This is a genomic window from Glycomyces tarimensis (assembly GCF_054776215.1).
The window spans coordinates 31,233-53,383 of record NZ_BAAHCB010000018.1; the positions used below are offsets into that span (position 1 = coordinate 31,233).

Here is a 22,151-nt window from a genome sequence, read left to right on the forward strand (position 1 = left end):
AACGCGCCGTACTGGAGCAGTGCCGGCTCGGGCAACGACACCGACTGGTACGAGGTGGCGTTCGACAAACCCGAGCACGTCGACGAGGTGCGCCTGTACTTCTACCGCGACCGCACCGACGACGGTCTGCTCGAACCGTCGACTTACCGCATCGAATACCACGACGGCGCCGAATGGCTGCCCGTCCCCGGCCAGGCCGCCGAACCGGCCGTCCCGCGCGCCAATTACAACGCGGTCACCTTCGACGACGTCAAGACCGACCGCATCCGCGTCGTGATGGAACACCAGTCGGGCCACGCCACCGGCCTCAAGGAGTTCCAGGCACTCCGCACCAAGCACGACGCGCCGGCCGCCGAGAACGCCGCGCCCTACGTCGTCGCCCGCCACGACCCGTCGTTCCGGCAGGCCATGCAGGCGGAGCTCACCGGCACCGTCAAGGACGACGGGCTCCCGCTCGACGGCGACCTGGCCGTCCAGTGGTCGCTGGTGGACGGCCCCGGATCGGTCGTCTTCGACGACGACGCCGCGGCGACCACCGTCGCCACCTTCACCGCGCCGGGCGCGTACACGCTCGAACTGACCGCCGACGACGGCGAACTCCAGAGTGCCGCCACCGTCGCCGTCGAGATCGCCGAACCCGACGAGCGCACCAACGCCGCCCTGTTCGCCGAGCCCTCGGCGTCCTACACCTCCCCGTGGGAGAACGTCACCGCGATCAACGACGGCATCGACCCGGCCCGCTCCAACGACTCCGCCAACCCCCGCTGGGGCACCTGGCCCGAAGCGGGCGAGCAGTGGGTCCAGTTGGACTGGGAGGACCCGGTCCGGGTGTCCTCTACGGACATGTACTTCTTCGACGACGGCGGCGGCGTGCGCGTCCCCGCCTCGTGGACCATCCAGTACCGCGACGGCGAGGAATGGGTCGATGTCGAAGCCGAAGCCGAAGCCGCCTTCGGCACCGCCGCGAACCAGTACAACCCGGTGGCCTTCGCCCCGGTGACCACCACCGGCCTGCGAGCCGTGCTCCAAAGCGACGCGGCCTCGGTCGGCGTCCTCGAATGGAAGGCCTACGCCGAGGCCCCCGAATCGGTGCGCCACATCCACCAGCCCACCGTCGCCGGGGCCGTCCCCGAACTGCCCGACACCGTCACCGGCGTCTTCGCCGACGGCACGCGGCTCGACCTGCCGGTCGTGTGGGGGCAGATCACCGAGGAGGACGTCGCCGAGCCGGCCACGAGCACCGACGTGAACGGACTGGTCACCGGCCTCGCGATGCCCGCGAGCGCCACCGTCCACGTCAGACTCCATGGCGACGTCGAGATCACCGCGCTGGAGACCGAGGAGGTCACCACGACCGCGGGCAAGGCGCCGTCGCTGCCCGTCACGGTCACCGCCGTCTACAACGACGGCTCCAAGGACAACGTCACCACCACCGTCACCTGGGACGACATCGACCCCTCGGAGTACGCCGAACCAGGCGCCTTCACCGTCGGCGGCGCCATCGAAGGCACTTCCCTGGAGGCCGAAGCGGTCGTCACCGTCATCGAACCGAGCTGAACTCGCACCCGCACCGGCGGCGGCGCGAGCCGTTCGCCCAACCCCTTTGATCCCTAGTGTTAGGAGCACAGGCAATGAGCATCGACGAACGTCCGAGGAGGAGCCGGCGCGCCGCAGCGGTCGTCGCGGCGGGCACCGCCGCCGTCCTGGCGGCGGCGGCCTGCGGCGACGGCAGGGGAGGAGGCGGCTCCGAACAGGAGGTCGTCCTCGAGGGCGTCGACGACGGCACCACCCTCACCATGTGGACCCGGGCCGCCACCGAGGCGCAGTCCCAGGCGCTCGTGGACGCGTACAACGCCTCCCACGAGAACCAGGTCGAACTGTCCGTCATTCCCACCGACGACTACCAGACCCGCGTGGGCACGGCCGCCGGCAACCAGGAGCTGCCCGACCTGTTCGCGCTCGACGTGGTCTTCGCGCCGAACTTCACCTCGGCGGGGGCCTACCTGGACATCACCGACCGGATCGACGCGCTCGACTTCGCCGACGCCCTCGCCCCCTCCCACATCGAGGTGGGCACGGTCGACGACAGGAAGTACCTGGTGCCGCACACCCTCGACCTGTCGGTCCTGTTCTACAACAAGGACCTCTACGAGCAGGCCGGGCTCGACCCCGAGCAGCCGCCGACGACGCTGGACGAATTCGCCGAGCACGCCCGCGCGATCGACGCCCTCGGCGGCGACGTCAACGGCACCTTCTTCGGCGGCAACTGCGGCGGCTGCTACGTCTTCACCTGGTGGCCCTCCATCTGGGCCGAAGGCGCCGAGGTCATGAACGAGGACGGCACCGAGTCCCTCCTCGACTCCCCGGAGGCGCAGGAGGTCTACTCGATCTGGCGCGGCCTGGTCGAGGACGGCGCCGTCGCTCCCGGCCACGAGGAGGAGACGGGCACCACCTGGGTGTCACTGTTTCCGGAAGGCAACATCGGGGCCATGCCCATGCCCTCCACGATGCTCGGCCTCATGCCCGAGGACCTCGACATGGGCGTCGCACCCATCCCCGGTCTGACCGGCGGCGAGTCCACCTTCGTCGGCGGCGACTCGATCGGCATCAGCGCCAACTCCGAGCACCCGAACCAGGCGTGGGACTTCCTGCGCTGGAGCCTGGAGGAGCAGCAGCAGGTCGAACTCCTCGCCGCCAACGGCGATGTCATGGCTCGCACCGACCTGGCCGACAACGAGCACTACTCCGACAACCCGAACGCCGTCATCATGAACGACCTCGTCGCCGTCGGCCGCACCCCCTACTCGCTGAACTTCGGGCAGACCTTCAACGACCCCCAGGGTCCGTGGCTGCCGCTGGTCAGGGAGGCCGTCTACGGCGACCCGAACGCCGACCTCGCCGAGCTCAACGAGGCCGTCACGGCATCGCTGAGCAGCTGAGATCCCGGTCGACAAGGAAAGACTCCATATGCGACATTCGCGCAAGCTGATCGGCGCGGCCTACGCGGCACCCGTAGCGCTGTTCGTGCTGGTCTTCTTCGTCGCGCCGCTGCTGCTGGTCGGGCGCATGTCCGCGTCCGACTGGCCGCTGCTGGCCGGCTACCAGGGCGTCAACCTCCCGGAGAACTACGAGTCGATCGGCGAGAACCGGCTGTTCTGGCCCGCCGTCGGCTTCACCCTGAAGTACACCGGCATCGTCGTGGTGCTCCTGGTCGGGCTCTCGCTCCTGCTCGCACTGATCGTGCAGAACCCCGGGCGGAGCAGCGGCTTCTTCCGCACCGCCTACTTCCTGCCGACCACCCTCGGCCTGGCCTCCGCCTCACTGCTGTTCTTCGGCTTCTACAGCCCCTCCATCGGCCCGCTCGACCCGATCCTGCAGGGGCTCGGCATCACCGACGAGCCGATCTCGTGGCTCGGCACGCCGAACATGGCGCTGTTCTCCACCGTCGTGCTCATCGTCTGGAAGTTCGCCGGGTTCTTCATGATCATCCTGCTGGTGGGCCTCCAGGCGATCCCGACGGAGGTCTACGAGGCGGCCCGGCTCGACGGCGCCAGCCGCTGGCAGGCCTTCCTGCACGTCACCGTGCCGCTGCTGCGCCCGGCCCTCGGCCTGGTGCTCATCCTGTCCATCACCGGATCGCTGCTGGCGTTCGACCAGTTCTTCATCCTCACCAAGGGCGGGCCGGACAACAGCACCGTCACCGTCGTGCAGCTGATCTACCGAGAGGCGTTCCAGCGCTTCGATCTCGGGGCCGCCGCGGCGATCTCCGTGGTGGTGCTCATCGCGCTGCTGGTGCTCAACATCGTGCAGTTCCGCGCATTGAGGAGGGACCACTGATGCGGCCCGGTACCTGGGGGAGGACCTCCTACTACGTGCTCGCCGGCGGCCTGGCCGTGCTGTTCCTGTTCCCGCTGGTGTGGACCGGCTACGCCTCGGTCGCGCCGCACGGGGCGACGAACCAGCAGGACGGCTTCGGCTTCGGCAACTACGCGACCCTGCTCGAATACGACGCCGGACTGCTGCGCTACCTGTGGAACAGCACCTACGTGTCGCTGCTCACCGTCGCCTTCACGCTCCTGCTGTCGTTCCTGGGCGGCTACGCCTTCGCGCGGTTCAAGTTCTTCGGCCGCGACACGCTGTTCCTGCTCACCATCGCGATCCTCATGGTGCCCTACAGCACCCTGCTGATCCCGCTCTACACGCAGCTGGGCGATCTGGGGCTGCGCAACTCCCTGTTCGGACTCGCGCTGGTGCTCACGCTCTACCAGCTGCCGTTCGCAGTGTTCATGATGCGCATCTCCTTCGAAGCGGTGCCGAAGGAGATCGAGGAGTCGGCCATGGTCGACGGCTGCGGATCCATGCGCGTGCTCACCCGTGTCATGCTGTTCGCCGTGTGGCCCGGCCTGATCACCGTCGGCCTGTTCTCGTTCCTGGCCGCCTGGAACGACTTCATCGCACCGCTCATTCTCGTCAGCGAGGCCGACAAGGCCGTGCTGCCGGTGGCAATCGCCAACCTTCGCCAGCAGTCGATGGGCGCCGTCGACTTCGGAGCGACCCAGGCCGGCGTGGTCGTCATGGCCCTGCCGTGCCTGGTGCTCTTCGCGCTGCTGCAACGTCACTATGTCCGAGGATTCATGTCAGGAGCGATCAAAGGATGACCAAGTCCACACCCGTGCTGCCCTCTCGGAGCGCCCTGCGCCCGCTGGGACTCGACGAGGTCCGGATCACCGGAGGGTACTGGGGCCGCAGGCAGCAGATCAATGCCGAGGCCACCATCCGGCACTGCCTCCACTGGCTTGAAGAACTCGGCTGGATCGCCAACTTCGAGAAGGCCGCCGCGGGGGAGCCGTTCGAGCGCGCCGGCCGCGAGTTCTCCGACTCGGAGATCTACAAGCTCGCCGAGGCCATGGCCTGGGAGATCGGGCGCTCCGGCTCGCCCGAAATGGAGGAGCGGTTCGTCCGGCTCACCGAGCGGATCGCCGCGGCCCAGCAGAGCGACGGCTACCTCAGCACCATGTTCGGCAATCCCGGACAGCGGCCCCGCTATTCCGACCTCGAATGGGGCCACGAGCTGTACTGCTACGGCCACCTCATCCAGGCCGCCGTCGCCCGATTGCGCACCCACGGCGAGGACGACTTCGTCCGCATGGCGCGCAAGGTCGCCGACCACGTCTGCGAGACCTTCGGCCCCGGCGGCATCGAGCGCATCTGCGGACACGCCGAGATCGAGGTCGCGCTGGCCGAATTCGCCCGCGCCACCGGCGAACGGCGCTATCTGGAGCAGGCGCGGCTGTTCATCGAACGCCACGGGCGGCACACGCTCGCCGACGCCGGGCAGTACTACCAGGACGACGTGCCCGTGCGCGAGGCCGAAGTGCTGCGCGGCCACGCGGTCCGCGCGCTCTACCTCTCGGCCGGCGCGCTCGACGTCGCCGCCGACACGGGCGACGGCGAGCTGCGCGAAGCAGTCGAGCGCCAATGGCGACGCGCACTGGCCCGGCGCACCCACCTCACCGGCGGCATGGGCTCGCGCTACACCGACGAGGCCTTCGGCGAGGACTTCGCGCTGTCCCCGGACCGGGCCTACGCCGAATCGTGCGCGGGAGTCGCCGCCGTGATGACCGCGTGGCGGCTGCTCCTGGCCACCGGCGAGTCCTCCTACGGTGACATGATCGAGCGCGTCGCCTGGAACGTCCTGGCCGGTGCCGTCGACCCGAACGGGACGTCGTTCTTCTACGCCAACCCGCTCCAGGTGCGCACCGCGGATCCGGAGCCCCCGGCCGACCGCGCCCTGCCGCACCAAGCCGCCCGCGGGCGACGCGCGCCGTGGTTCGACGTCTCCTGCTGCCCGACGAACCTGGCGCGCACCTTCGCCTCGCTCGCGGCATACATCGCCACCGTCGACGACGAGGGCCTTCAGATCCACCAGTACATGCCCGCGAGCATCGCCACCGACCTCGCCGGCGGCCCGATCGAGGTCTCGGTCGAGTCGGACTACCCCGACAGCGGCGCGATCGCCGTGCGCATCGAGCGCAATGAGGCCGGACCGTGGACGCTGAGCCTGAGAGTGCCTTCCTGGGCCGAGTACGCGATCCTGACCGAACCGTCGGGGAGGTGCCGCACGGTCGAGCCCGGCTCCGTCGGCCTCACGCACGATTTCGCCGCCGGCGACGTGGTGCGGCTGGAACTGCCGGTGGCCCCGAGGTGGACCAGTCCGGACCCGCGGATCGACGCGGTGCGCGGCTGCGTCGCCGTCGAGCGGGGCCCGCTGGTGCTGTGCGCCGAGTCGATCGATGCGCCCGGCGGCGCCGACGTGATCGACCTGACCGTCGACCCGGGCAAGGACCCGGTCGTCCAGAACGGCACGGTGACCGTCGCCGGCCACGTTCACCGCAATGCCGACGCCTGGCCGTACGGTCCCGATCCGGACCCCGAAGAGGAACGCGAGGCCGCCGATATCGGCCTCATCCCATTCCACTTGCGGGCCACGCGCGGCCCGGCGACCATGCGGGTCTGGCTTCCGACCGCTTAGCGCGAGGGAGAGGGCGGCACGTCGAGAGCCGTGCCGCCCTCCTCGACGTCTCAGACCGCGCTCAGACCGCGCTCGCGGTCGTAGTCGCGGCGTGCCTCGATGATGTCGGGCTGGTGGCGCTCGGCCCATTCGAGCAGGCCGTTGAGGTGCGCGTAGAGCTCGCGCGCGCTGTCGGTGGCCGCGTACTCCACCTTCGGCGGCACGGTCGGGTACACGGTCCGGGTGAGCAGACCATCGCGTTCGAGGTTGCGCAGCGTCAAGGTGAGCATCCGGCGGCTGATGCCCGGGATGCTGGTCGCGCCGCTCGGGTTCGGCCTGACCATGCCGGCTTTGATGTCGCTGGGCATGTCGGACTCGCGCCCCGAGGACGCCGGGGTCACCTCGGGGCTGTTCAACACCGCCCAGCAGGTCGGCGGCGCGGTCGGTCTGGCGGTGCTGAGCACGGTGGTCGCCGCGAGGACACGGTCGCTGCTCGACGACGGCGCCTCGGCGGCCGAGGCCATGACCGGCGGCTACCGGCTCGGCTTCGTCTTCGCCGCCGCCTTCGCAGCCCTCGGCCTCGTCGTCGCCGCGTCGATGCTCAGGGTCCGCAAGGTCGAGCCGCTCGAGGAGCGGGTCGAGACGGCGGCTTGAGTTCCTCGCCCATCGGGCGCCCCGTCGAGGGGCGCCCGATGGGCGAGGTGTCAGTTGCCGTCGAGGACGGGCCAGCCCGCCGCGTTCCACTGGATCTGCTCGATGCCGAGGGCGAAGCCGCCGTTCGAGCCGTACGAGTGGTAGGCCATCAGCCCTCTATGCAGTGATTGGCCGCCGGAGGCCACGAAGCTCCCGTGGCGTCCGAGGACCACCGTCCCGCCGCCGTTGCGCATGTCGACGCCGTTCGCGTCCACGAACGGCCCCGTCGGCGAGGTCGAGCGGCCTACGGCGATCTGGTACGTCGAGTCGGCGCCGGCGCAGCACTTGCCCAGCGAGACGAAGAGGTAGTAGTAGTCGCCGCGCTTCATCATCGACGGTCCCTCGATGCCGCCGCCCTTGGTGGCCAGTCTGATCGGCGACGCGCCCGCGGCGGGCTTGCCGGAGGGCCACGCCAGCTCGACGACGTGGATGCCCTCCCACCAGGACCCGAACACCATGAAGTGCCTGCCGCTGGAGTCGACGATGATGTTCGGGTCGATCGCGTTGTACGCATTGCCCTCGTACGACTGGAACACGACGCCCTCGTCGACCCAGCGGTATCCGGGTGCGGAGGGGTCGAGCGTCGTATTGGTGGCGAGACCGATCAGCGAGCGCTGCGATCCGAACGTCGAGGCCGAGTAGTAAAGGTAGTACTTGCCCTGCTGCGCGTCGTGGAAGATCTCCGGGGCCCACAGGTTGTCGACGCCGGGGATCTGCTGGGAGATCCATGCGGGTTTGGTGTTCCAGACGGCGCCGAGGCTCCGCCAGGTCCGCCCGCCGTCGGTCGAGGTACGGATCGGGATGTTGCCGTCGTTGAACCGTCCGTCGCCCGTGGCGAAGACGTACCACGGCTCGCCGGCGCAGCCGGCCCACAGCGCCGGGTCGTGCGTGCCGAGGTCGCCGCCAAGGTTCGACGGCTGGCTCGGCGGGTTGCCGCACTCGTCGGCGGGCTCTCCGGTCGGCGGGTCGGTCGGTGTGGAGCCCGCGGGAGTGAGCTGCCACTGCTGGTTCGCGGTGCCGGTCGGCTCGTACTGGGAGATCCTGGCTCCCGACGTGGTGGAGTGCTCCCAGACATCGAGGTTCTTGCCGGAGAAGCGGTTGGTGAAGGTGTAGTAGCCGGCCGAGTCCTCGGTGGCCGTCCACTGCTGGTTGGTGCCGCCGAGGTCGGTCCACTGAGCGATGGTGGCGCCGTCGTCGGCGTTCCAGTCGTAGACGTCGAGCACGAGGTCGGAGTGCCGCGCCTGGATTCTCCAGTAGCCGCCCCCGGCGTCGATGAACCGGAACTGCTGATTCGTCGCGCCGGTGGCGGAGTACTGGACGAGTTGAGCTCCTGTGTCGGTGGACGCGCCCTCGATGCCGAGGACGAGCCCGGAGTGGCGGGAGGTGATCGTGTACCACGTGCCCGGCGCGATCGCGGCCTGCGCAGTGGTCGTGGCGAGTAGGAATGAGGCGGCGGTCACGAGTGCGGCGGTGACCACCGCGAGCATGGCGATGAGGCGGCGCTTGCGCCGGCTCGGCGGGGCGGGTTCGGAGTCGCCTCTCGGCAGGCTCGTCGTGGCGTTGTTCTGCATGTTTGAACTCCAAGTGTTCCACGGGCGGAAGGCCGCCCGCCCGACCGCTGAGATATGCCGGGTAAGCCCTCAGCAATCGAGGAATTTATTGGTGTCGATATCAACTTGGCTAAAGAATAGAGCAAAGTTATCGCTAACACAAGCCGGGGCGGTGAACGCCCGCGTGGCCTGCCCGGACGACGGGCGCGGCCCGCCGTCGACGGCGCCGGTGGGTTTCGTCCCGATTTGCGGGGACGGCCGAACGAGACCTACTGGTGTTCGACGAAACGGCCGCACGCTCCGCAGCGCCGCGGCCCCCGCAGTGGCCCGAGCGCGTCACACTCGGGACTGCTCCGGCGATGACACCGAGCCGGCCCACGCCGCCCCGGCGGCCACCGATTGTGCTTGCGGCCGTGGCGGGACGAGAACCGATCGGCCCGACCGCCGCCGCCCGTGCTGTCGCGAGCGCCGAGTCCTTGGTAACTATCGGCGGCGCGAACCCGGCGACAGCCCGATTCCCGGTGATACCATTCGTGACCACATCCAGTCGAACCCTCATTCGACAGATGTGTCCGGCCCCAGGTCGGAAGCGGATTTCGATGCATCCCAACTCCGCCGTTCAACGTGTGGACCCATAAGGCAGTCAGTGGAGCGACAGCTCCCGTGAGTTTCACCAGGACGCAGTGACCATTGGGAGGTGCCGTGATGGCAGAGCGCGCAGTCGGCGGAGCCTCGGGGGCGCGCCCGCCCTCACAGTCGCCTCCCTGCAAGCTATCGGCCGACCAGGGCAATGCGGATGATCCGCTGCAAATCACCCACTGCGACTGCCATGGGGTCACCCTCCGGGCCGTCGGCGAGATAGATTTGAATGGTCACCGTGCCTGGGAACGGGCGCTGCGACAGGTGGCGGGTCAGGGTGAAGAGATCCATCTGGACCTGACCGAGCTGACCTTCATCGATGTTCGCGGCGTCACCTTGCTGGTGGACATCGCAAGCCAATTGAACGACGGGCAACGGATCGTGGTTTACGGGGCGCCCCCCGGCCTGCAACGCGTGATGCAGGTCTTGTGGCCGGATGGTGCGGCCGCGATCACGATCAAGGGAGAACAATGACCGCTGCGACCGTCCAAGAGACGGAGGACGGGTTCGACCATCCGGCGCTCTTCTACTCCTCCTCGGAGGAATACCTTGCCGGTACGGTCCCTTTCATCGACGCCGCGCTGACCGCTGACGAGCCGGTGGCCGCCGCCGTCCCCGAACACAATCTCGAATCCATCCGCGGCGCTCTCGGAGCCGCCGCCGATCGGGTCCTGCTGATCGACATGACCGACGCCGGCGCCAACCCGGGGAGGATCATCCCCGGCGTGCTGCGCTCGTTCATCGACGCCCACAAGGGCCGCCGGGTGCGCATCATCGGTGAACCGATCTGGCCCGGCCGCACCGAGGTCGAGTACCCGGCCTGCGTCCAGCACGAGGCGCTGCTGAACCTCGCGTTCAACGGCCGCGCTGTGACCAAACTGTGCCCCTACGACACCCAAGGGCTCGCTCCGCAGGCCATCGCCGACGCGAGAGCCACCCACCCGGTCCTCATCGACCGCTCCGGCCGCCACCCCAGCGAGCAGTACGACCCCGACCGCATCCTCACCGACTACAACCGGCCCCTGGCCCCGGCTCCGACGCGGGCCATCGAACGGAACGCCGATCGGGGCACCCTCGACAACGCGCGATGGTTCATCACCTCGTACGGCCGGAGTGTCGGCCTGACCATGAACCAGCTCGTCGATCTCGAGATCGCCGTCACCGAGCTGCTCACGAACAGCATTTACCACGGCGGCGGCGTCGGCACCTTCCGCGTGTGGACCGACGAGACCCACCTCGTCTGGGAGGTCAGCGACTCGGGCCAGATCACCGATCCGCTCGCCGGACGGCTGCCGACCGACGAGACGAAGCGGCACGGTCGTGGCCTGGTGCTGGTGAATCAGATCGTCGACCTCGTCCGTATGCACACCAGCCCGAGCGGCACCACGGTGCGGATCTACCTGCGACTGCCCACCTACCGAGACCCGCTCGCCTGACGCACGCCGAATCGCCGACGCGGGAGCTCGGCGGCCGGGCCGCGCTATGCGGCAGGTTTCTCCCAGATCGAGACGTGGGCCCCGCTCTCATGGTCGAACGGGGTGCGGTGCCAGTCGGCCCAGCGGTGTCGCAGCCTCATGCCGGCGATGCGGGCCATGAGGTCCAGCTCGGACGGCCAGACGTACCTGAAGGGGATGGAGCGTTCGCGGCCGGATCCGTCGTCGAGCACGGTCACGTAATTCGAGCTCATCTGCTGCGTGGCGCAGTCGTAGAGGTCGAAGGCCCAACGGTCCGGCGCGGTCTGGAACGGCACGGCGCGTTGCCCGGGCGGGAGTCGGCGCAGCTCCGGAACGCCGGTCTCGATGACGAAGCGGCCACCGGCTTCGAGGTGCGCCGCGGCGTTCGCAAAACACGCCACCTGAGCGTCCTGCGTGGTCAGATTGCCGATGGTGTTGAACACGAGGTAGACCACGCGGAAGGAGCCCTGGACGCGGGTGGTCGCGATGTCGCCGACGGTGACGTCGACGGCGTCGCCTCCAGGCTTGGCCCGCAGGAGCGCGGTCATGTCGGCGGACAGATCGATGCCGCTCACCGGGACGCCGCGCTCGGCCAGCGGCAGGGCGATTCGGCCGGTGCCGGAGGCGAACTCGAGCGCCCGGCCCTCGCCGGCGAGCTCGGCCAGCACGTCGACGACGGGGTCGATCCGATCGGACGCGAACATCTCGGCCGAACTCTGGTCGTAGCTGTCGGCGGCCTCGCCGCTGAAGTAGTCCGCGGGATTGCTCATCCGCGGAGGCTATCGGCAGCGGCCGGCGGCGCGCCACCGGTTTTGCCCGGGCTCCCGCCTTCGGCGCGCCATGCGGCGCATCGTTCCGATCGGCAAGCGTCAGTACTCGTCCACCGCGGGTTCACGCATCGTCGAGGGCGAGTTCACCGATCACGGCGACAGTGATGGCGTTACCGATAACCCCGGGCTTCTGGAAGAGACAACATGACCGCTCAACAGCACACGATCGACCGTCGCCGCCTCCTGCTCGGCTCCGCCGCTCTCGCCGCCGGCGCCGCCGCCTCGACCGCCGTCGCGGAAGGCGCGGTCGCCAAGACCCCGGAGGCCCCCGCCGTCTTCGCGAAGGCAGCCGCTCCGGCACCGGCGGCCCCGGCCCAATGGGCGGGCACCGCGTTCGTCGACGACTACCTCACCAACACCACCGACAACCTTTCCGCCGACACCAACGCCGCCGTCCGCATCCTCAGCGGCTTCGAGCAGCTCTGGCAGACCGGATCGGAATGGGACAACGGGCTCGTCGTCGACACGAAGACGCTGCAGGCCAACATCGACTACAGCGTCGAGACCACCGCCCAGCGGACCGACGCCGAAGCCAAGGCAGCCTTCATCTCCGACCGCCAGCACCAGAGCTACAGCGCCTTGGCCGGCCTCGGCCCGCTCGAGGCGGTCTACAAGGCCGGAGCCAAGGCCGTCACCTCCATCACCAGCGCGCCCGAGGGCACCCCCGACGGCAAGTTCAGCGACTCCGTCCCCGACGACGCCCCCGCGGGCTCCGCCACCGGCGCCGGCGCCACCGACTCCGACCTCGGCAAGGTCGTGGAACTCGTCAACACCGTGCGCGGCCCGCACGCCTCCTCCAACCCCAGCAAATACACCTTCCAATACCCGCGTCCCTGGCGGCTCAACCGCGACAGCGAGGTCGTCGAGACCGGTGCGGTGTCCCCACTCGGCCACCCCGCGTACGAATCCGAAGTCGACGTCGCGGCGGAGCTGCTGCGCCAGCGGTCGACCGAACCGGACAAGGACGGCGGCTTCCCGAGCGGCCACACCAACGCCCACTGGCTGGCCTCGATCGCACTCGCGTACGCCATCCCCGAACGCTTCCAGGAGCTCATCGCCCGCGCCGCGGACTTGTCCGACAACCGCATCGTCTCCGGGATGCACTCGCCGGTCGACGTCATCGGCGGGCGGGTGCTCGGCACCGCGCTGGCCGCCGCGGTCCTCTACGACTCCCGGTACGCCGAGCTGCGGGCCGCCGCCCGCGAGCAGGCCCTCGCCTACTTCACGGCCCAGACCGGCACACGCGAGCTGTACTCCTACGCCCACCGAGAGGGAACGGACACCGACCAGTACGCCGATCGCGAGGCCAACCGGGTGATCGTCGAATCGGCCTTGACCTACACGCTGGAGAGCAGCGGCGACAAGACAGACATGACCGTCCCCAAGGGAGCCGAGGCGATCCTGGAGACCCGGCTGCCGTACCTGGGCGCCGAGGAGCGCCGGGAGGTCCTGCGCACCACCGCCCTGCCCTCCGGTTACCCGATCCTGGACGGCCCCGAGCAGTGGGGACGGCTGGACCTGTTCGCCGCCGCCGACGGCTACGGCCGATTCGACGGCGACGTCCGCGTGGTCATGGACGCCGGTCTCGGCGGCTTCCACGCGCGCGATGTGTGGCGCAACGACATCGGCGGTTCCGGCAAGCTGCACAAGGCCGGCTCCGGCTCACTCGCCCTCACCGGGGACAACGCCTATTCGGGCGGCACCTACGTCGAGTCGGGGACGCTCACCGCAGCGTCGGCCACCGCCCTCGGCACCGGTGACGTCCAAGTCAAGGGCGGCGCGCTGGTCCTCGATGCCGACCACGTCGACATGCACGGGGACTGCACGCAGGCCGGAGCGGTCCTCGAAGTCACCGCCGACGACGGCGACGAGCCGATGCTCGAAGTCGCCGGCACCCTCAGGCTCGAGACCGGAAGCGTCCTGCGCGTCAGGCTCGACCTCCAGCGCCCGCCGATCCGCGGCGTCGACGTGCCGCTCGTCAAGGCGAAGAAGATCGAGGGCGCATTCGACGCGATCGAACTGGAGCTGGAGGGCCGCAGCGCCACCGCGACCTACACCAAGAAGACCATCACGATCCGCATCGACTGAGGCTCCTTCCTGTCGGCACCGAATCCGCTCGCGGGACCTGCCGCACGCGGCCGGCCCCGCGAGCGGATGGTCAGCGTCGCGTGTAGATCACGCCGACCTTGTCGAGCTCGTCTCCCGCGCGGCCGTGGAAGCCGGCGATCTGCCAGCCCGACGGCGCGGTGTACGTGGCGCAGTCGCCTGTCGGGGCGCCGGCTGCCAGTGTCCGTCCGTCATCGGTCGTGAAGCGGGCGTAGAAGATTCGGGTGCGGCCCTCGTGCTCACCCCGGCACACGAACAGCTCGACCGGATGCTCCCCGGAACGCAACTCCAGTGTGGCGAGCGTGCCGCCGCTGCCGCCGTGGTCCAGCTTCGTTCCGTCCGCCAGCGTCATCCCGACGCGGTCGATCCGCGATCCGCCGCGCAGTCGCAGCTCCGTCGCTTCGGCACCCGCGCCGATGTCGTCGATGTCGGTGAAGGAGGTCCCGTGGGGCCCGCCGAACTGGTCGCTCATCCGAAATCGCGAGTCCACCGACCAGTCGAACTCGGCCGTGATCGGGTAGTGGTCCGAGAGCGGCTCGTCGTTCGCATCGCGGAAGGCGGTGTCGTCGTTGCGGTATTCCACCGCTTCCAGGCGCACGTAATCGCCGCCGCGGTACAGGATCTTGTCGACGACCTCGCACGAGTCGGTCACGTTCGCGTCGTCGCAGACGATCGCCTCATCGCCCTTGTCGGGCGCGTCGCCGCCGCGCACCAGGTCGACCCACGGGTCCGACAGCCTGTTGGCCGCCGCGAACCCGGCGATGTCGTCGCCTGCTCGCGTGTATCGCGTGTTGGTGTCGCCGTAAACGATCACCGCGTTCCCCGCCGAGTGCGTCCGCATGAACGCCGAGACTTGATCGAGGTTCGCGCGCCGTGCCTCCAGGTCGCCCGGCTCGACGCCGGCGTCGGTGTGCAGGTTGTACAGGTCCACCCACACGCCCTCCGCCAGCCGCGCCCGCATGAACGTGAAACCCTTGGGCGTCAGGCAGTCGCCCGAGCCGCTGGAGCACTCGTCCCAGCGGACGCGCTCGAAGTCCTCGAACGGCAGGTGCGAGAGCGTGTTGAGGCCGTCGCCGAAGGGCACGCCGCCGCTCGTCGGCGTCCGGTGCGCATGGTCGTCGGCCGCGTACAGCGCGGCGTGGTAGTTGAAGTCCTCCTGGACGTGAACGATGTCATACGGGTCCAGGCGCGACCCGATGATCGGCGTGTTCCTCTCGGGGTCACCGTCGCCGAGCCCGAGCGGGAGCCCGGCGACGTTGTAGCTGAGGACCGAGAACGATCCACTGGGGACTTCCTGCGCCGATGCCGGGGCGGCGAGGCCGATCGTCGCGGCGATCGGGATGAACGCGGCCAGTGCCCGAAGTATTCGCATGTGCTTGCTCCAGTCGTCACGGGCGCCGACGCGGATTCGCCGGCGGTCGTCGCCCAGACTGGCCGATGGACGTGACCTGTTCGAGACCTGCGGTTTACACGGAGGCGCTCGTGCCGTGAATGAGTTCCGCTGTCAGAGACTTTGGGCGACAGGCGATCGAGAAGAGACGGTGTCGCTACGCGGATACGGTGACGGGGACGTTCCCCTTCTTGTGCCCCTGGTCGACGTATCGGTGCGCCTCGACGATCTCGTCCAACGAGTACGTCCTGTCGATGACAGGTCGCAGGCGCCCTTGTTCGATCAGGTCCCTCAGGAACACCAGGTCCGCATGCTCCATCCGCGGCAGGCGGGAATTGCCGACGAACACGCCCCCGTGGTTCAGGATTCGTCGACAGCGTGCCGCGGTCGTCTTCATGACGGCGTCGTACACGATGTCATACGCTCCCTGGCCCTGGGTGAAGTCTTCTTCGGTGTAGTCGATGACCGTGTCGGCACCGAGGGAGGCGACCAGATCGCGGTTCCCAGTGCCGCAGACGGCGGTGACTTCGGCGCCGTGGTGTTTGGCGAGCTGGACGGCGTACGTTCCCAGGCTGCCTGAAGCGCCGTTGACAAGGATCTTGTGGCCGGGCCGGATGCGCGCTTTCTGCAGATTCTTCAGGGCCGTGAGTCCTCCCGCCGGGACAGCGGCCGCCTCCTCATGGGCCAGGTTCGCGGGCTTGTGGGCCACCAGTCCCGTCCGCCCGGGGCGCCCGGTGTCCGCGGCGGCCAGGCACCGGTACTCGGCGTATCCGCCCAGCCCGAATCCGGTGAAGGCGAACACCGCATCGCCGGCGGTGAACGACGTGACCTTGCGCCCGACGGCTTCGACGACACCGGAGATCTCCAGTCCGAGCACGAGAGCCTTCCGCGGTTTCAACGGCCCGTACGCCAGTCTCACCAGGAACGGGTCCGCTCGCCTGATCCGGGTGTCTCCGACGTGCGCCGTCGTCGCGAACACCTTGATGAGCACCTCGCCGGGCGCCGGCTCCGGCTTCGCCAATGCTCGCAGTTCGAGACCTTCAGGTGGTCCGTATTGCATGCACACGGCCGCTCGCATCGTCACAGGGGCCTCTCGTCAATGAGGGTGAATGGAATTCATCGTACCTGCAAGGAACGCAGTAGAACTTCATGCCGATCCGGTTCGGTGGCAAGTGCTCCGTCCTCGATTCGTGAGGTTCATGGTTCGGGCTGGTCGCGGCGGCGGCCGGCCGGGAGCCGCCGGAGCATGTGGGCGGCCTGCTGCCCCTTGGTGCGCTTGGCGGCGGCAGGCCTCGTAGTCGAATGCTTTGGTGCGGGAATCGATCTCGGTGGGGGAATCGTGGGGAAGAGGCTCGCGCACACCGGCCTACAACCGCTGACGACGAAGCAGAAGCACAGGAAACCCCAGGTCGATGACGATCCGGCTGTCTGACCTGGGGTGAGAAAAGTAGCCCGGGTGGGACTCGAACCCACACTGTACGGGTTTTGAATCCGTCTTCTCTGCCAATTGGAATACCGGGCCGGGCTCCGAGCCGTCAAGTTCGGACCGCAGCATATGATACCCCCGGGGTGCGGAGGGTGACAGTTGGGCCCGCCTGTCCGAAACGCTCGACATAGGGAGCTGCATCGGCGGGCCACGCCGGATAAGCTGAGTGCCTGGTGTGCCGTCAATGCCGCACGCCGACCGACCAGACGCGCATGAAAGGTACGGACACGCATGACGAGCAAGGCCGCCGAGGAGCCGCGCAAGCGCGTGCTCATCGCCGAAGACGAGGGGCTCATCCGCCTCGACCTGGCCGAGATGCTCACCGAGGAGGGCTACGAGGTCGTAGCCGAGGCTGCCGACGGCGAGGCCGCTGTCCGGCTCGCCCAGGAGCACCAGCCCGACCTGGTGATCTGCGATATCCAGATGCCGATCATGGACGGCCTCCAGGCGGCCGAGAAGATCGTGTCCGCGCGCATCGCTCCCGTGGTGATTCTCACCGCGTTCAGCCAACGCGATCTCATCAATCGCGCCCAGTCCGCCGGCGCGATGGCCTACCTCGTCAAACCGTTCCAGAAGTCCGACCTGGTGCCGGCCATCGAGCTCTCGCTCACCCGCTTCGCCGAGATGACCGCCCTCGAGAAAGAGGTCGCGAACCTCACCGAGCGCCTCGAGGTCCGCAAGCTCGTCGATCGCGCCAAGGGGCTGCTCATGACCCAGTACGGCATGCCCGAGCCCGACGCCTTCCGCTGGATCCAGCGCGCCGCGATGGACCACCGCCTGTCGATGCGGGACGTCGCCAACCGCGTCATCGACGAAGCCAAGGAGAAGGAAGCCCAGGACGCCGAGTAGGCGCCCGCTCAGGCCTGCGGCCCGCGAACCAGCAGGTTCGCGGGCCGATCCGTCTTCCAGGCCCGGATCGGACATGCCGATTCGGCCATCTCCCCGCTTGTCGGAGGCACTCGATAGGCTCTGAGGCGTGACCGCTTCGCAATCTCGTCTGCTGCTGATCGATGGCCATTCGATGGCCTTCCGCGCGTTCTTCGCGCTCCCCGCTGAGAAGTTCTCGACCGACGACGGCCAGGTGACCAACGCCGTCTACGGCTTCGCGTCCATGCTCATCAACCTGCTCAGGGACGAGAAGCCGACGCACGTCGCCGTGGCCTTCGACGTCTCACGCCGCTCTTTCCGCACCGAGGAGTACGCCGAGTACAAGGACGGCCGCGCCGACACGCCCGAGGAGTTCAAGAGCCAGATCCCGATCATCCAGGAGCTCCTGGGAGTCCTCGGCATCAAGTGGCTCACCAAGCAGAACTACGAGGCCGACGACATCATCGCCACCCTCGCCGCCCAGGGCGAGCAGCACGGTGCGCACACCCTCATCTCCTCGGGGGACCGCGACACCATCCAGCTGGTCAATGGGGCGGTCACGCTGCTGTATCCGGTCAAGGGCGTCACCGACCTCGCCCGTTACACCCCCGACCTGGTCGAGGCGAAGTACGGCGTCGCCCCCGACCGCTACCGCGACCTGGCCGCGCTGGTGGGGGAGAAGTCCGACAACCTGCCCGGCGTCCCCGGCGTCGGCCCCAAGACCGCGGCGAAGTGGATCGTCAAGTACGGCTCCCTGGACGGCCTGGTCGAGAAGATCGACGAGATCGGCGGCAAGGCCGGCCAGAACCTGCGCGATCACCTCGACGACGTCCTGCGCAACCACCGGCTCAACGGGCTCGTCCGCGACCTCGAACTGCCCGAGGACATCGACGGCCTCGCCTGGGAGGGCTGGTCGGTCGAGGAGACCAACGAGCTGTTCGACGCCCTCCAGTTCCGCACCCTCGGCGAACGCATCAACGCGAGCCTCGGCGACAAAGCCCTCGGTGAGGCCGCCCCGAAGCGGGCGGCGGTCGACGACCTCCGCGCCGCCAAGCTCGAACCGGGCGGCATGCAGGCCTGGCTCGACGCGCACCAAGGTGACGTCGCCGTGGCCTACACCGGCACCTTCGAGTCCGGCGCCGGCTCGTTCGACTCGATCGCGCTGGCCGAGGGCGGTGAGGCGCTGTGGTTCGACCCCTCCCAACTCGACGCCGAGGACGACAAGGCCTGGACCAGGTGGCTGGCCGACGGCGAGCGCGGCAAGTTCGTCCACGACGTCAAGGGCTTCAACTGGGGCGCCGATGCCGCCGGCTGGCCCGAGCCGGCCGGTCTGAAGGCCGACACCGTCATCGGCGCCTATCTGCTCAAGCCCGAGCAGCGCACCTACGCCCTGGGCGACCTGGCCATGCAGTACCTCGGCCGGGAGCTCGAGACCACCGCCCAGCAGTCGGGCGAGGGCACGCTCGTCGGACTCGACGCGGCCATGGCCGACGACAAGTCCCGCTTCGAGGCCGACTGCGCCGCCGCGGGCATCGTCGCCGATCTCGCCGCGGCCGAGACCGAGCGGCTCGCCGAGCGCCAGCAGGCCCGACTCGCCGAGGAGATGGAGTATCCGCTCACCGGCGTCCTGGCGCGCATGGAGATCGTCGGCATCGCCGCCGACGAGGGCCACTTCGCCGACATCGAGGCGAGCTTCGCGGCCAAGGCGAAGGACGCCACGGACGAGGCCCACACGATCGTCGGCCGCCAGTTCAACGTCGGATCGCCCAAGCAGCTCCAGGAGATCCTGTTCGAGGAGCTGAAGATGCCGAAGACCAAGCGCACCAAGACCGGGTACACCACCAACGCCGAGGCGCTCCAACAGCTGTACACGAAGACGCAGCACCCGCTGCTGGCGCAGTTGCTGCGCTATCGCGATGTCGAGAAGCTCAAGCAGATCGTGGCGACCCTCCGCGCCACCATCCAGCCGGACGGGCGCATCCACACCACCTTCCACCAGACCGTGGCCGCCACCGGGCGCCTGTCGTCCTCGGATCCGAACCTTCAGAACATCCCGGTGCGCAGCGAGGCGGGGCGCGACATCCGAGCCGGGTTCGTCGTCAGCGACGGTTACGAGTCGCTGATGACCATGGACTACAGCCAGATCGAGATGCGCATCATGGCGAGCCTCACCGGCGACGAGGGTCTGATCGACGCGTTCAAGTCCGGCGAGGACATCCACCGGGCCGTCGCCGCGAAGGTCTTCGGGGTCGCTCCCGCCGAGGTCACCGCCGAACACCGCCGCAAGATCAAGGCCATGTCCTACGGCCTGGCCTACGGCCTGTCCACGTACGGGCTCAGCCAGCAGTTGGGGATCTCCACCGAGGAGGCGCAGCAGCTGGCGAACGACTACTTCGACCGCTTCGGGAAGGTCCGCGACTACCTGCACACCGTCGTCGAACAGGCCCGCAAGACCGGCTACACCGAGACGATCATGGGCCGGCGCCGCTACTTCCCGGATCTGACCTCCGACAACCGCCAGCGCCGCGAGATGGCCGAGCGTGCCGCGCTCAACGCCCCGATCCAGGGCAGCGCCGCCGACATCATGAAGACCGCGATGCTCGGCGTCGACCGCGAATTGCGCGCGCACCGGCTCGAGTCCCGCGTGATCCTGCAGGTCCACGACGAGCTCGTGTGCGAGGTCGCGCCCGGGGAGGCGCAGCAGCTCGAGCGGCTCGTGAGCGAGCAGATGTCGGGCGCCGCCGAGCTCGCGGTGCCGCTCACGGTCTCCGCCGGGTTCGGCGATTCGTGGGAAGCCGCCGCCCATTAGCGGTGTTCGTGAACACCGAATCCGGCCCGGACTGGCGTGGGGATATCGCGCACGGTAACCTGGACTGGCCTAGGCATGTCTGTGTCCTCAGAAGGGAGCAGGACACGAGCCGGCAACGGCAAGACGGCCGGGCGCACTGTAACTGCGAGCATTCGCGTCTCGCGCGTCACTACGACGCGTGCGGAACCGTATTTTTGCGGGACGCGGGCGCGAGCCCACAATTCTGAACGTATCCGGAGCACCAGCCCACATGACGAGCAGCATCGAGGCCACCTCGAGCAACGCTGAGAACAGCACCACGGTCGACGAATTCGCCTCTGACGAGGATCTCCTTGCCGCGATCGACGCGACCATCAAATACTTCAACGACGGCGATATCGTCGAAGGTACCGTCGTCAAGGTCGACCGGGACGAAGTCCTGCTCGACATCGGCTACAAGACCGAGGGCGTCATCCCCTCGCGCGAGCTGTCGATCAAACACGACGTGGATCCTGAAGACGTCGTCGCTGTGGGCGATCACGTTGAGGCCCTCGTCCTCCAGAAGGAGGACAAGGAAGGCCGCCTGATCCTGTCCAAGAAGCGTGCCCAGTACGAGCGCGCCTGGGGCACGATCGAGAAGATCAAGGACGAGGACGGCGTCGTCCGCGGCTCGGTCATCGAAGTGGTCAAGGGCGGTCTCATCCTCGACATCGGCCTCCGCGGCTTCCTGCCGGCGTCCCTGGTGGAGATGCGCCGCGTGCGCGACCTCCAGCCGTACGTCGGCCGTGAGCTCGAAGCCAAGATCATCGAGCTCGACAAGAACCGCAACAACGTGGTCCTGTCGCGTCGCGCCTGGCTGGAGCAGACCCAGTCCGAGGTCCGCACCGAGTTCCTGCACCAGCTCGCCAAGGGCCAGGTTCGCAAGGGCACGGTCTCCTCGATCGTCAACTTCGGCGCCTTCGTCGATCTCGGCGGGGTCGACGGCCTGGTTCACGTCTCGGAGCTGTCCTGGAAGCACATCGACCACCCCAGCGAGGTCGTCGAGGTCGGCCAGCCGGTCGAGGTCGAGGTGCTCGAGGTCGACCTGGATCGCGAGCGCGTCTCCCTGTCGCTGAAGGCCACTCAGGAAGACCCGTGGCGCCAGTTCGCCCGCACCCACGCGATCGGCCAGATCGTGCCGGGCAAGGTCACCAAGCTGGTTCCGTTCGGCGCGTTCGTCCGCGTCGAGGACGGCATCGAGGGCCTGGTTCACATCTCCGAGCTGGCCGAGCGTCACGTGGAGGTTCCCGAGCAGGTCGTCAAGGTCGGCTCCGACGCCATGGTCAAGGTCATCGACATCGACCTGGACCGCCGCCGGATCTCCCTGTCGCTCAAGCAGGCCAACGAGGCCTTCGTCGAGAACGAGGAGCAGTTCGACCCGACGCTGTACGGCATGGCCGCGCAGTACGACGACCAGGGCAACTACATCTACCCGGAGGGCTTCGACTCGGAGACCGGCGAGTGGATGGAAGGCTACGACGAGGCCCGCGAAGAGTGGGAGCGTCAGTACGCCGAGGCCCGCACCCGCTGGGAAGAGCACGGCAAGCAGATCTCGGAGCGCACCATTTCCGAACCGCCCGCCAAGCCCGCCGAGGGCGAAGCCGCCCCGAAGGGCGAAAAGGGCGCGAAGAAGCAGACCTCCGAGAAGAAGGCGGCCCCGGCCGAGCCTTCGGGAACGCTGGCCACCGACGAGGCCCTCGCCGCACTGCGCGAGAAGCTCGCCGGGAGCTAGTCACTCCTTAAGCTGACAGACCACTACCCGTCCCAGGTTGTTCGCCTGGGGCGGGTAGTGTTTTAC

General features: G+C 68.5%; 17 protein-coding genes, 1 tRNA gene and 1 pseudogene. 13 read left to right on the plus strand and 6 right to left on the minus strand.

Features of this window, described 5'->3' with window-relative positions:
- The 5 genes from ACYVK3_RS13735 to ACYVK3_RS13755 all read left to right on the plus strand — a co-directional run.
- The coding region (locus tag ACYVK3_RS13735; RefSeq protein WP_460497895.1) for an Ig-like domain-containing protein at positions 1-1,557 on the plus strand (1,557 nt) is incomplete at its 5' end.
- A gap of 74 nt (positions 1,558-1,631) precedes the next feature.
- Positions 1,632-2,939 carry an ABC transporter substrate-binding protein gene (locus ACYVK3_RS13740; protein WP_460497896.1) on the plus strand — a complete coding sequence of 436 codons (1,308 nt, stop codon included), beginning with the start codon at positions 1,632-1,634 and terminating at the stop codon, positions 2,937-2,939.
- A 28-nt stretch (positions 2,940-2,967) separates the two neighbouring features.
- Positions 2,968-3,837 (plus strand): carbohydrate ABC transporter permease, encoded by an 870-nt coding sequence (locus ACYVK3_RS13745; RefSeq protein WP_460497897.1) that lies wholly within the window; start codon positions 2,968-2,970, stop codon positions 3,835-3,837.
- Complete coding sequence (locus tag ACYVK3_RS13750) at positions 3,837-4,658, plus strand: carbohydrate ABC transporter permease (protein WP_460497898.1); 822 nt, start codon at positions 3,837-3,839, stop codon at positions 4,656-4,658. Before ACYVK3_RS13745 ends, ACYVK3_RS13750 begins: the two co-directional genes overlap by 1 nt.
- On the plus strand, positions 4,655-6,532 hold the full coding sequence (locus tag ACYVK3_RS13755; protein ID WP_460497899.1) for a glycoside hydrolase family 127 protein: 1,878 nt from the start codon (positions 4,655-4,657) through the stop codon (positions 6,530-6,532). Before ACYVK3_RS13750 ends, ACYVK3_RS13755 begins: the two co-directional genes overlap by 4 nt.
- Before the next feature lie 50 nt (positions 6,533-6,582).
- Here the strand turns inward: ACYVK3_RS13755 and ACYVK3_RS13760 are convergent.
- Positions 6,583-6,825, minus strand: a pseudogene (locus ACYVK3_RS13760) (winged helix-turn-helix transcriptional regulator); the annotation flags it as partial.
- 52 nt (positions 6,826-6,877) lie between these two features.
- On the opposite strand from ACYVK3_RS13760, the gene ACYVK3_RS13765 reads away from it, so the two are divergent.
- Entirely contained in the window at positions 6,878-7,165 is a 288-nt protein-coding gene (locus ACYVK3_RS13765; RefSeq protein WP_460497900.1) for a hypothetical protein, read from the plus strand.
- A gap of 50 nt (positions 7,166-7,215) precedes the next feature.
- Here the strand turns inward: ACYVK3_RS13765 and ACYVK3_RS13770 are convergent, their stop codons facing one another.
- Positions 7,216-8,775, minus strand: coding sequence for an RICIN domain-containing protein (locus ACYVK3_RS13770; RefSeq protein WP_460497901.1), 1,560 nt, complete (start codon positions 8,773-8,775; stop codon positions 7,216-7,218).
- Between the two features lie 684 nt (positions 8,776-9,459).
- Here ACYVK3_RS13770 and ACYVK3_RS13775 point away from each other — a divergent pair.
- Both ACYVK3_RS13775 and ACYVK3_RS13780 read left to right on the plus strand, forming a co-directional pair.
- Positions 9,460-9,867, plus strand: a complete 408-nt coding sequence (locus ACYVK3_RS13775; protein WP_460497902.1) for an STAS domain-containing protein — start codon at positions 9,460-9,462, stop codon at positions 9,865-9,867.
- Entirely contained in the window at positions 9,864-10,829 is a 966-nt protein-coding gene (locus ACYVK3_RS13780; protein WP_460497903.1) for an anti-sigma factor RsbA family regulatory protein, read from the plus strand. The genes ACYVK3_RS13775 and ACYVK3_RS13780 overlap by 4 nt, the downstream gene beginning before the upstream one ends.
- Positions 10,830-10,873: 44 nt before the next feature.
- Here the strand turns inward: ACYVK3_RS13780 and ACYVK3_RS13785 are convergent, their stop codons facing one another.
- Positions 10,874-11,617: a class I SAM-dependent DNA methyltransferase gene (locus ACYVK3_RS13785; RefSeq protein WP_460497904.1), complete on the minus strand. Its 744-nt coding sequence runs from the start codon at positions 11,615-11,617 to the stop codon at positions 10,874-10,876.
- A gap of 70 nt (positions 11,618-11,687) precedes the next feature.
- On the opposite strand from ACYVK3_RS13785, the gene ACYVK3_RS13790 reads away from it, so the two are divergent.
- Positions 11,688-11,825 carry a hypothetical protein gene (locus ACYVK3_RS13790; RefSeq protein WP_460497905.1) on the plus strand — a complete coding sequence of 46 codons (138 nt, stop codon included), beginning with the start codon at positions 11,688-11,690 and terminating at the stop codon, positions 11,823-11,825.
- Positions 11,822-13,765, plus strand: a complete 1,944-nt coding sequence (locus ACYVK3_RS13795; RefSeq protein ID WP_460497906.1) for an acid phosphatase — start codon at positions 11,822-11,824, stop codon at positions 13,763-13,765. The genes ACYVK3_RS13790 and ACYVK3_RS13795 overlap by 4 nt, the downstream gene beginning before the upstream one ends.
- A 70-nt stretch (positions 13,766-13,835) precedes the next feature.
- Here the strand turns inward: ACYVK3_RS13795 and ACYVK3_RS13800 are convergent, their stop codons facing one another.
- The 3 genes from ACYVK3_RS13800 to ACYVK3_RS13810 form a co-directional block, all read right to left on the minus strand.
- Complete coding sequence (locus tag ACYVK3_RS13800; protein WP_460497907.1) at positions 13,836-15,155, minus strand: jacalin-like lectin; 1,320 nt, start codon at positions 15,153-15,155, stop codon at positions 13,836-13,838.
- A 175-nt stretch (positions 15,156-15,330) separates the two neighbouring features.
- Complete coding sequence (locus tag ACYVK3_RS13805; protein ID WP_460497960.1) at positions 15,331-16,251, minus strand: NAD(P)-dependent alcohol dehydrogenase; 921 nt, start codon at positions 16,249-16,251, stop codon at positions 15,331-15,333.
- A 370-nt stretch (positions 16,252-16,621) separates the two neighbouring features.
- Positions 16,622-16,695: transfer RNA gene (locus tag ACYVK3_RS13810), tRNA-Leu, on the minus strand.
- A gap of 195 nt (positions 16,696-16,890) precedes the next feature.
- Here ACYVK3_RS13810 and ACYVK3_RS13815 point away from each other — a divergent pair.
- From ACYVK3_RS13815 to rpsA, 3 genes are all read left to right on the plus strand, one after another.
- Positions 16,891-17,508, plus strand: coding sequence for an ANTAR domain-containing response regulator (locus ACYVK3_RS13815; RefSeq protein WP_460497908.1), 618 nt, complete (start codon positions 16,891-16,893; stop codon positions 17,506-17,508).
- A gap of 127 nt (positions 17,509-17,635) precedes the next feature.
- On the plus strand, positions 17,636-20,335 hold the full coding sequence (gene polA / locus ACYVK3_RS13820; RefSeq protein WP_460497909.1) for a DNA polymerase I: 2,700 nt from the start codon (positions 17,636-17,638) through the stop codon (positions 20,333-20,335).
- 250 nt (positions 20,336-20,585) lie between these two features.
- Entirely contained in the window at positions 20,586-22,085 is a 1,500-nt protein-coding gene (gene rpsA, locus ACYVK3_RS13825) for a 30S ribosomal protein S1 (protein ID WP_460497910.1), read from the plus strand.
- Positions 22,086-22,151: the final 66 nt, after the last annotated feature.

Excerpts from the sequence above, each read along its gene's own strand:
- ACYVK3_RS13740 (WP_460497896.1), top strand. The coding sequence starts at position 1,632 with ATGAGCATCGACGAACGTCCGAGGAGGAGCCGGCGCGCCGCAGCGGTC.
- ACYVK3_RS13745 (WP_460497897.1), top strand. The coding sequence starts at position 2,968 with ATGCGACATTCGCGCAAGCTGATCGGCGCGGCCTACGCGGCACCCGTA.
- ACYVK3_RS13750 (WP_460497898.1), top strand. The coding sequence starts at position 3,837 with ATGCGGCCCGGTACCTGGGGGAGGACCTCCTACTACGTGCTCGCCGGC.
- ACYVK3_RS13755 (WP_460497899.1), top strand. The coding sequence starts at position 4,655 with ATGACCAAGTCCACACCCGTGCTGCCCTCTCGGAGCGCCCTGCGCCCG.
- ACYVK3_RS13765 (WP_460497900.1), top strand. The coding sequence starts at position 6,878 with ATGTCGGACTCGCGCCCCGAGGACGCCGGGGTCACCTCGGGGCTGTTC.
- ACYVK3_RS13770 (WP_460497901.1), bottom strand. The coding sequence starts at position 8,775 with ATGCAGAACAACGCCACGACGAGCCTGCCGAGAGGCGACTCCGAACCC.
- ACYVK3_RS13775 (WP_460497902.1), top strand. The coding sequence starts at position 9,460 with ATGGCAGAGCGCGCAGTCGGCGGAGCCTCGGGGGCGCGCCCGCCCTCA.
- ACYVK3_RS13780 (WP_460497903.1), top strand. The coding sequence starts at position 9,864 with ATGACCGCTGCGACCGTCCAAGAGACGGAGGACGGGTTCGACCATCCG.
- ACYVK3_RS13785 (WP_460497904.1), bottom strand. The coding sequence starts at position 11,617 with ATGAGCAATCCCGCGGACTACTTCAGCGGCGAGGCCGCCGACAGCTAC.
- ACYVK3_RS13790 (WP_460497905.1), top strand. The coding sequence starts at position 11,688 with ATGCGGCGCATCGTTCCGATCGGCAAGCGTCAGTACTCGTCCACCGCG.
- ACYVK3_RS13795 (WP_460497906.1), top strand. The coding sequence starts at position 11,822 with ATGACCGCTCAACAGCACACGATCGACCGTCGCCGCCTCCTGCTCGGC.
- ACYVK3_RS13800 (WP_460497907.1), bottom strand. The coding sequence starts at position 15,155 with ATGCGAATACTTCGGGCACTGGCCGCGTTCATCCCGATCGCCGCGACG.
- ACYVK3_RS13805 (WP_460497960.1), bottom strand. The coding sequence starts at position 16,251 with ATGCGAGCGGCCGTGTGCATGCAATACGGACCACCTGAAGGTCTCGAA.
- ACYVK3_RS13815 (WP_460497908.1), top strand. The coding sequence starts at position 16,891 with ATGACGAGCAAGGCCGCCGAGGAGCCGCGCAAGCGCGTGCTCATCGCC.
- rpsA (WP_460497910.1), top strand. The coding sequence starts at position 20,586 with ATGACGAGCAGCATCGAGGCCACCTCGAGCAACGCTGAGAACAGCACC.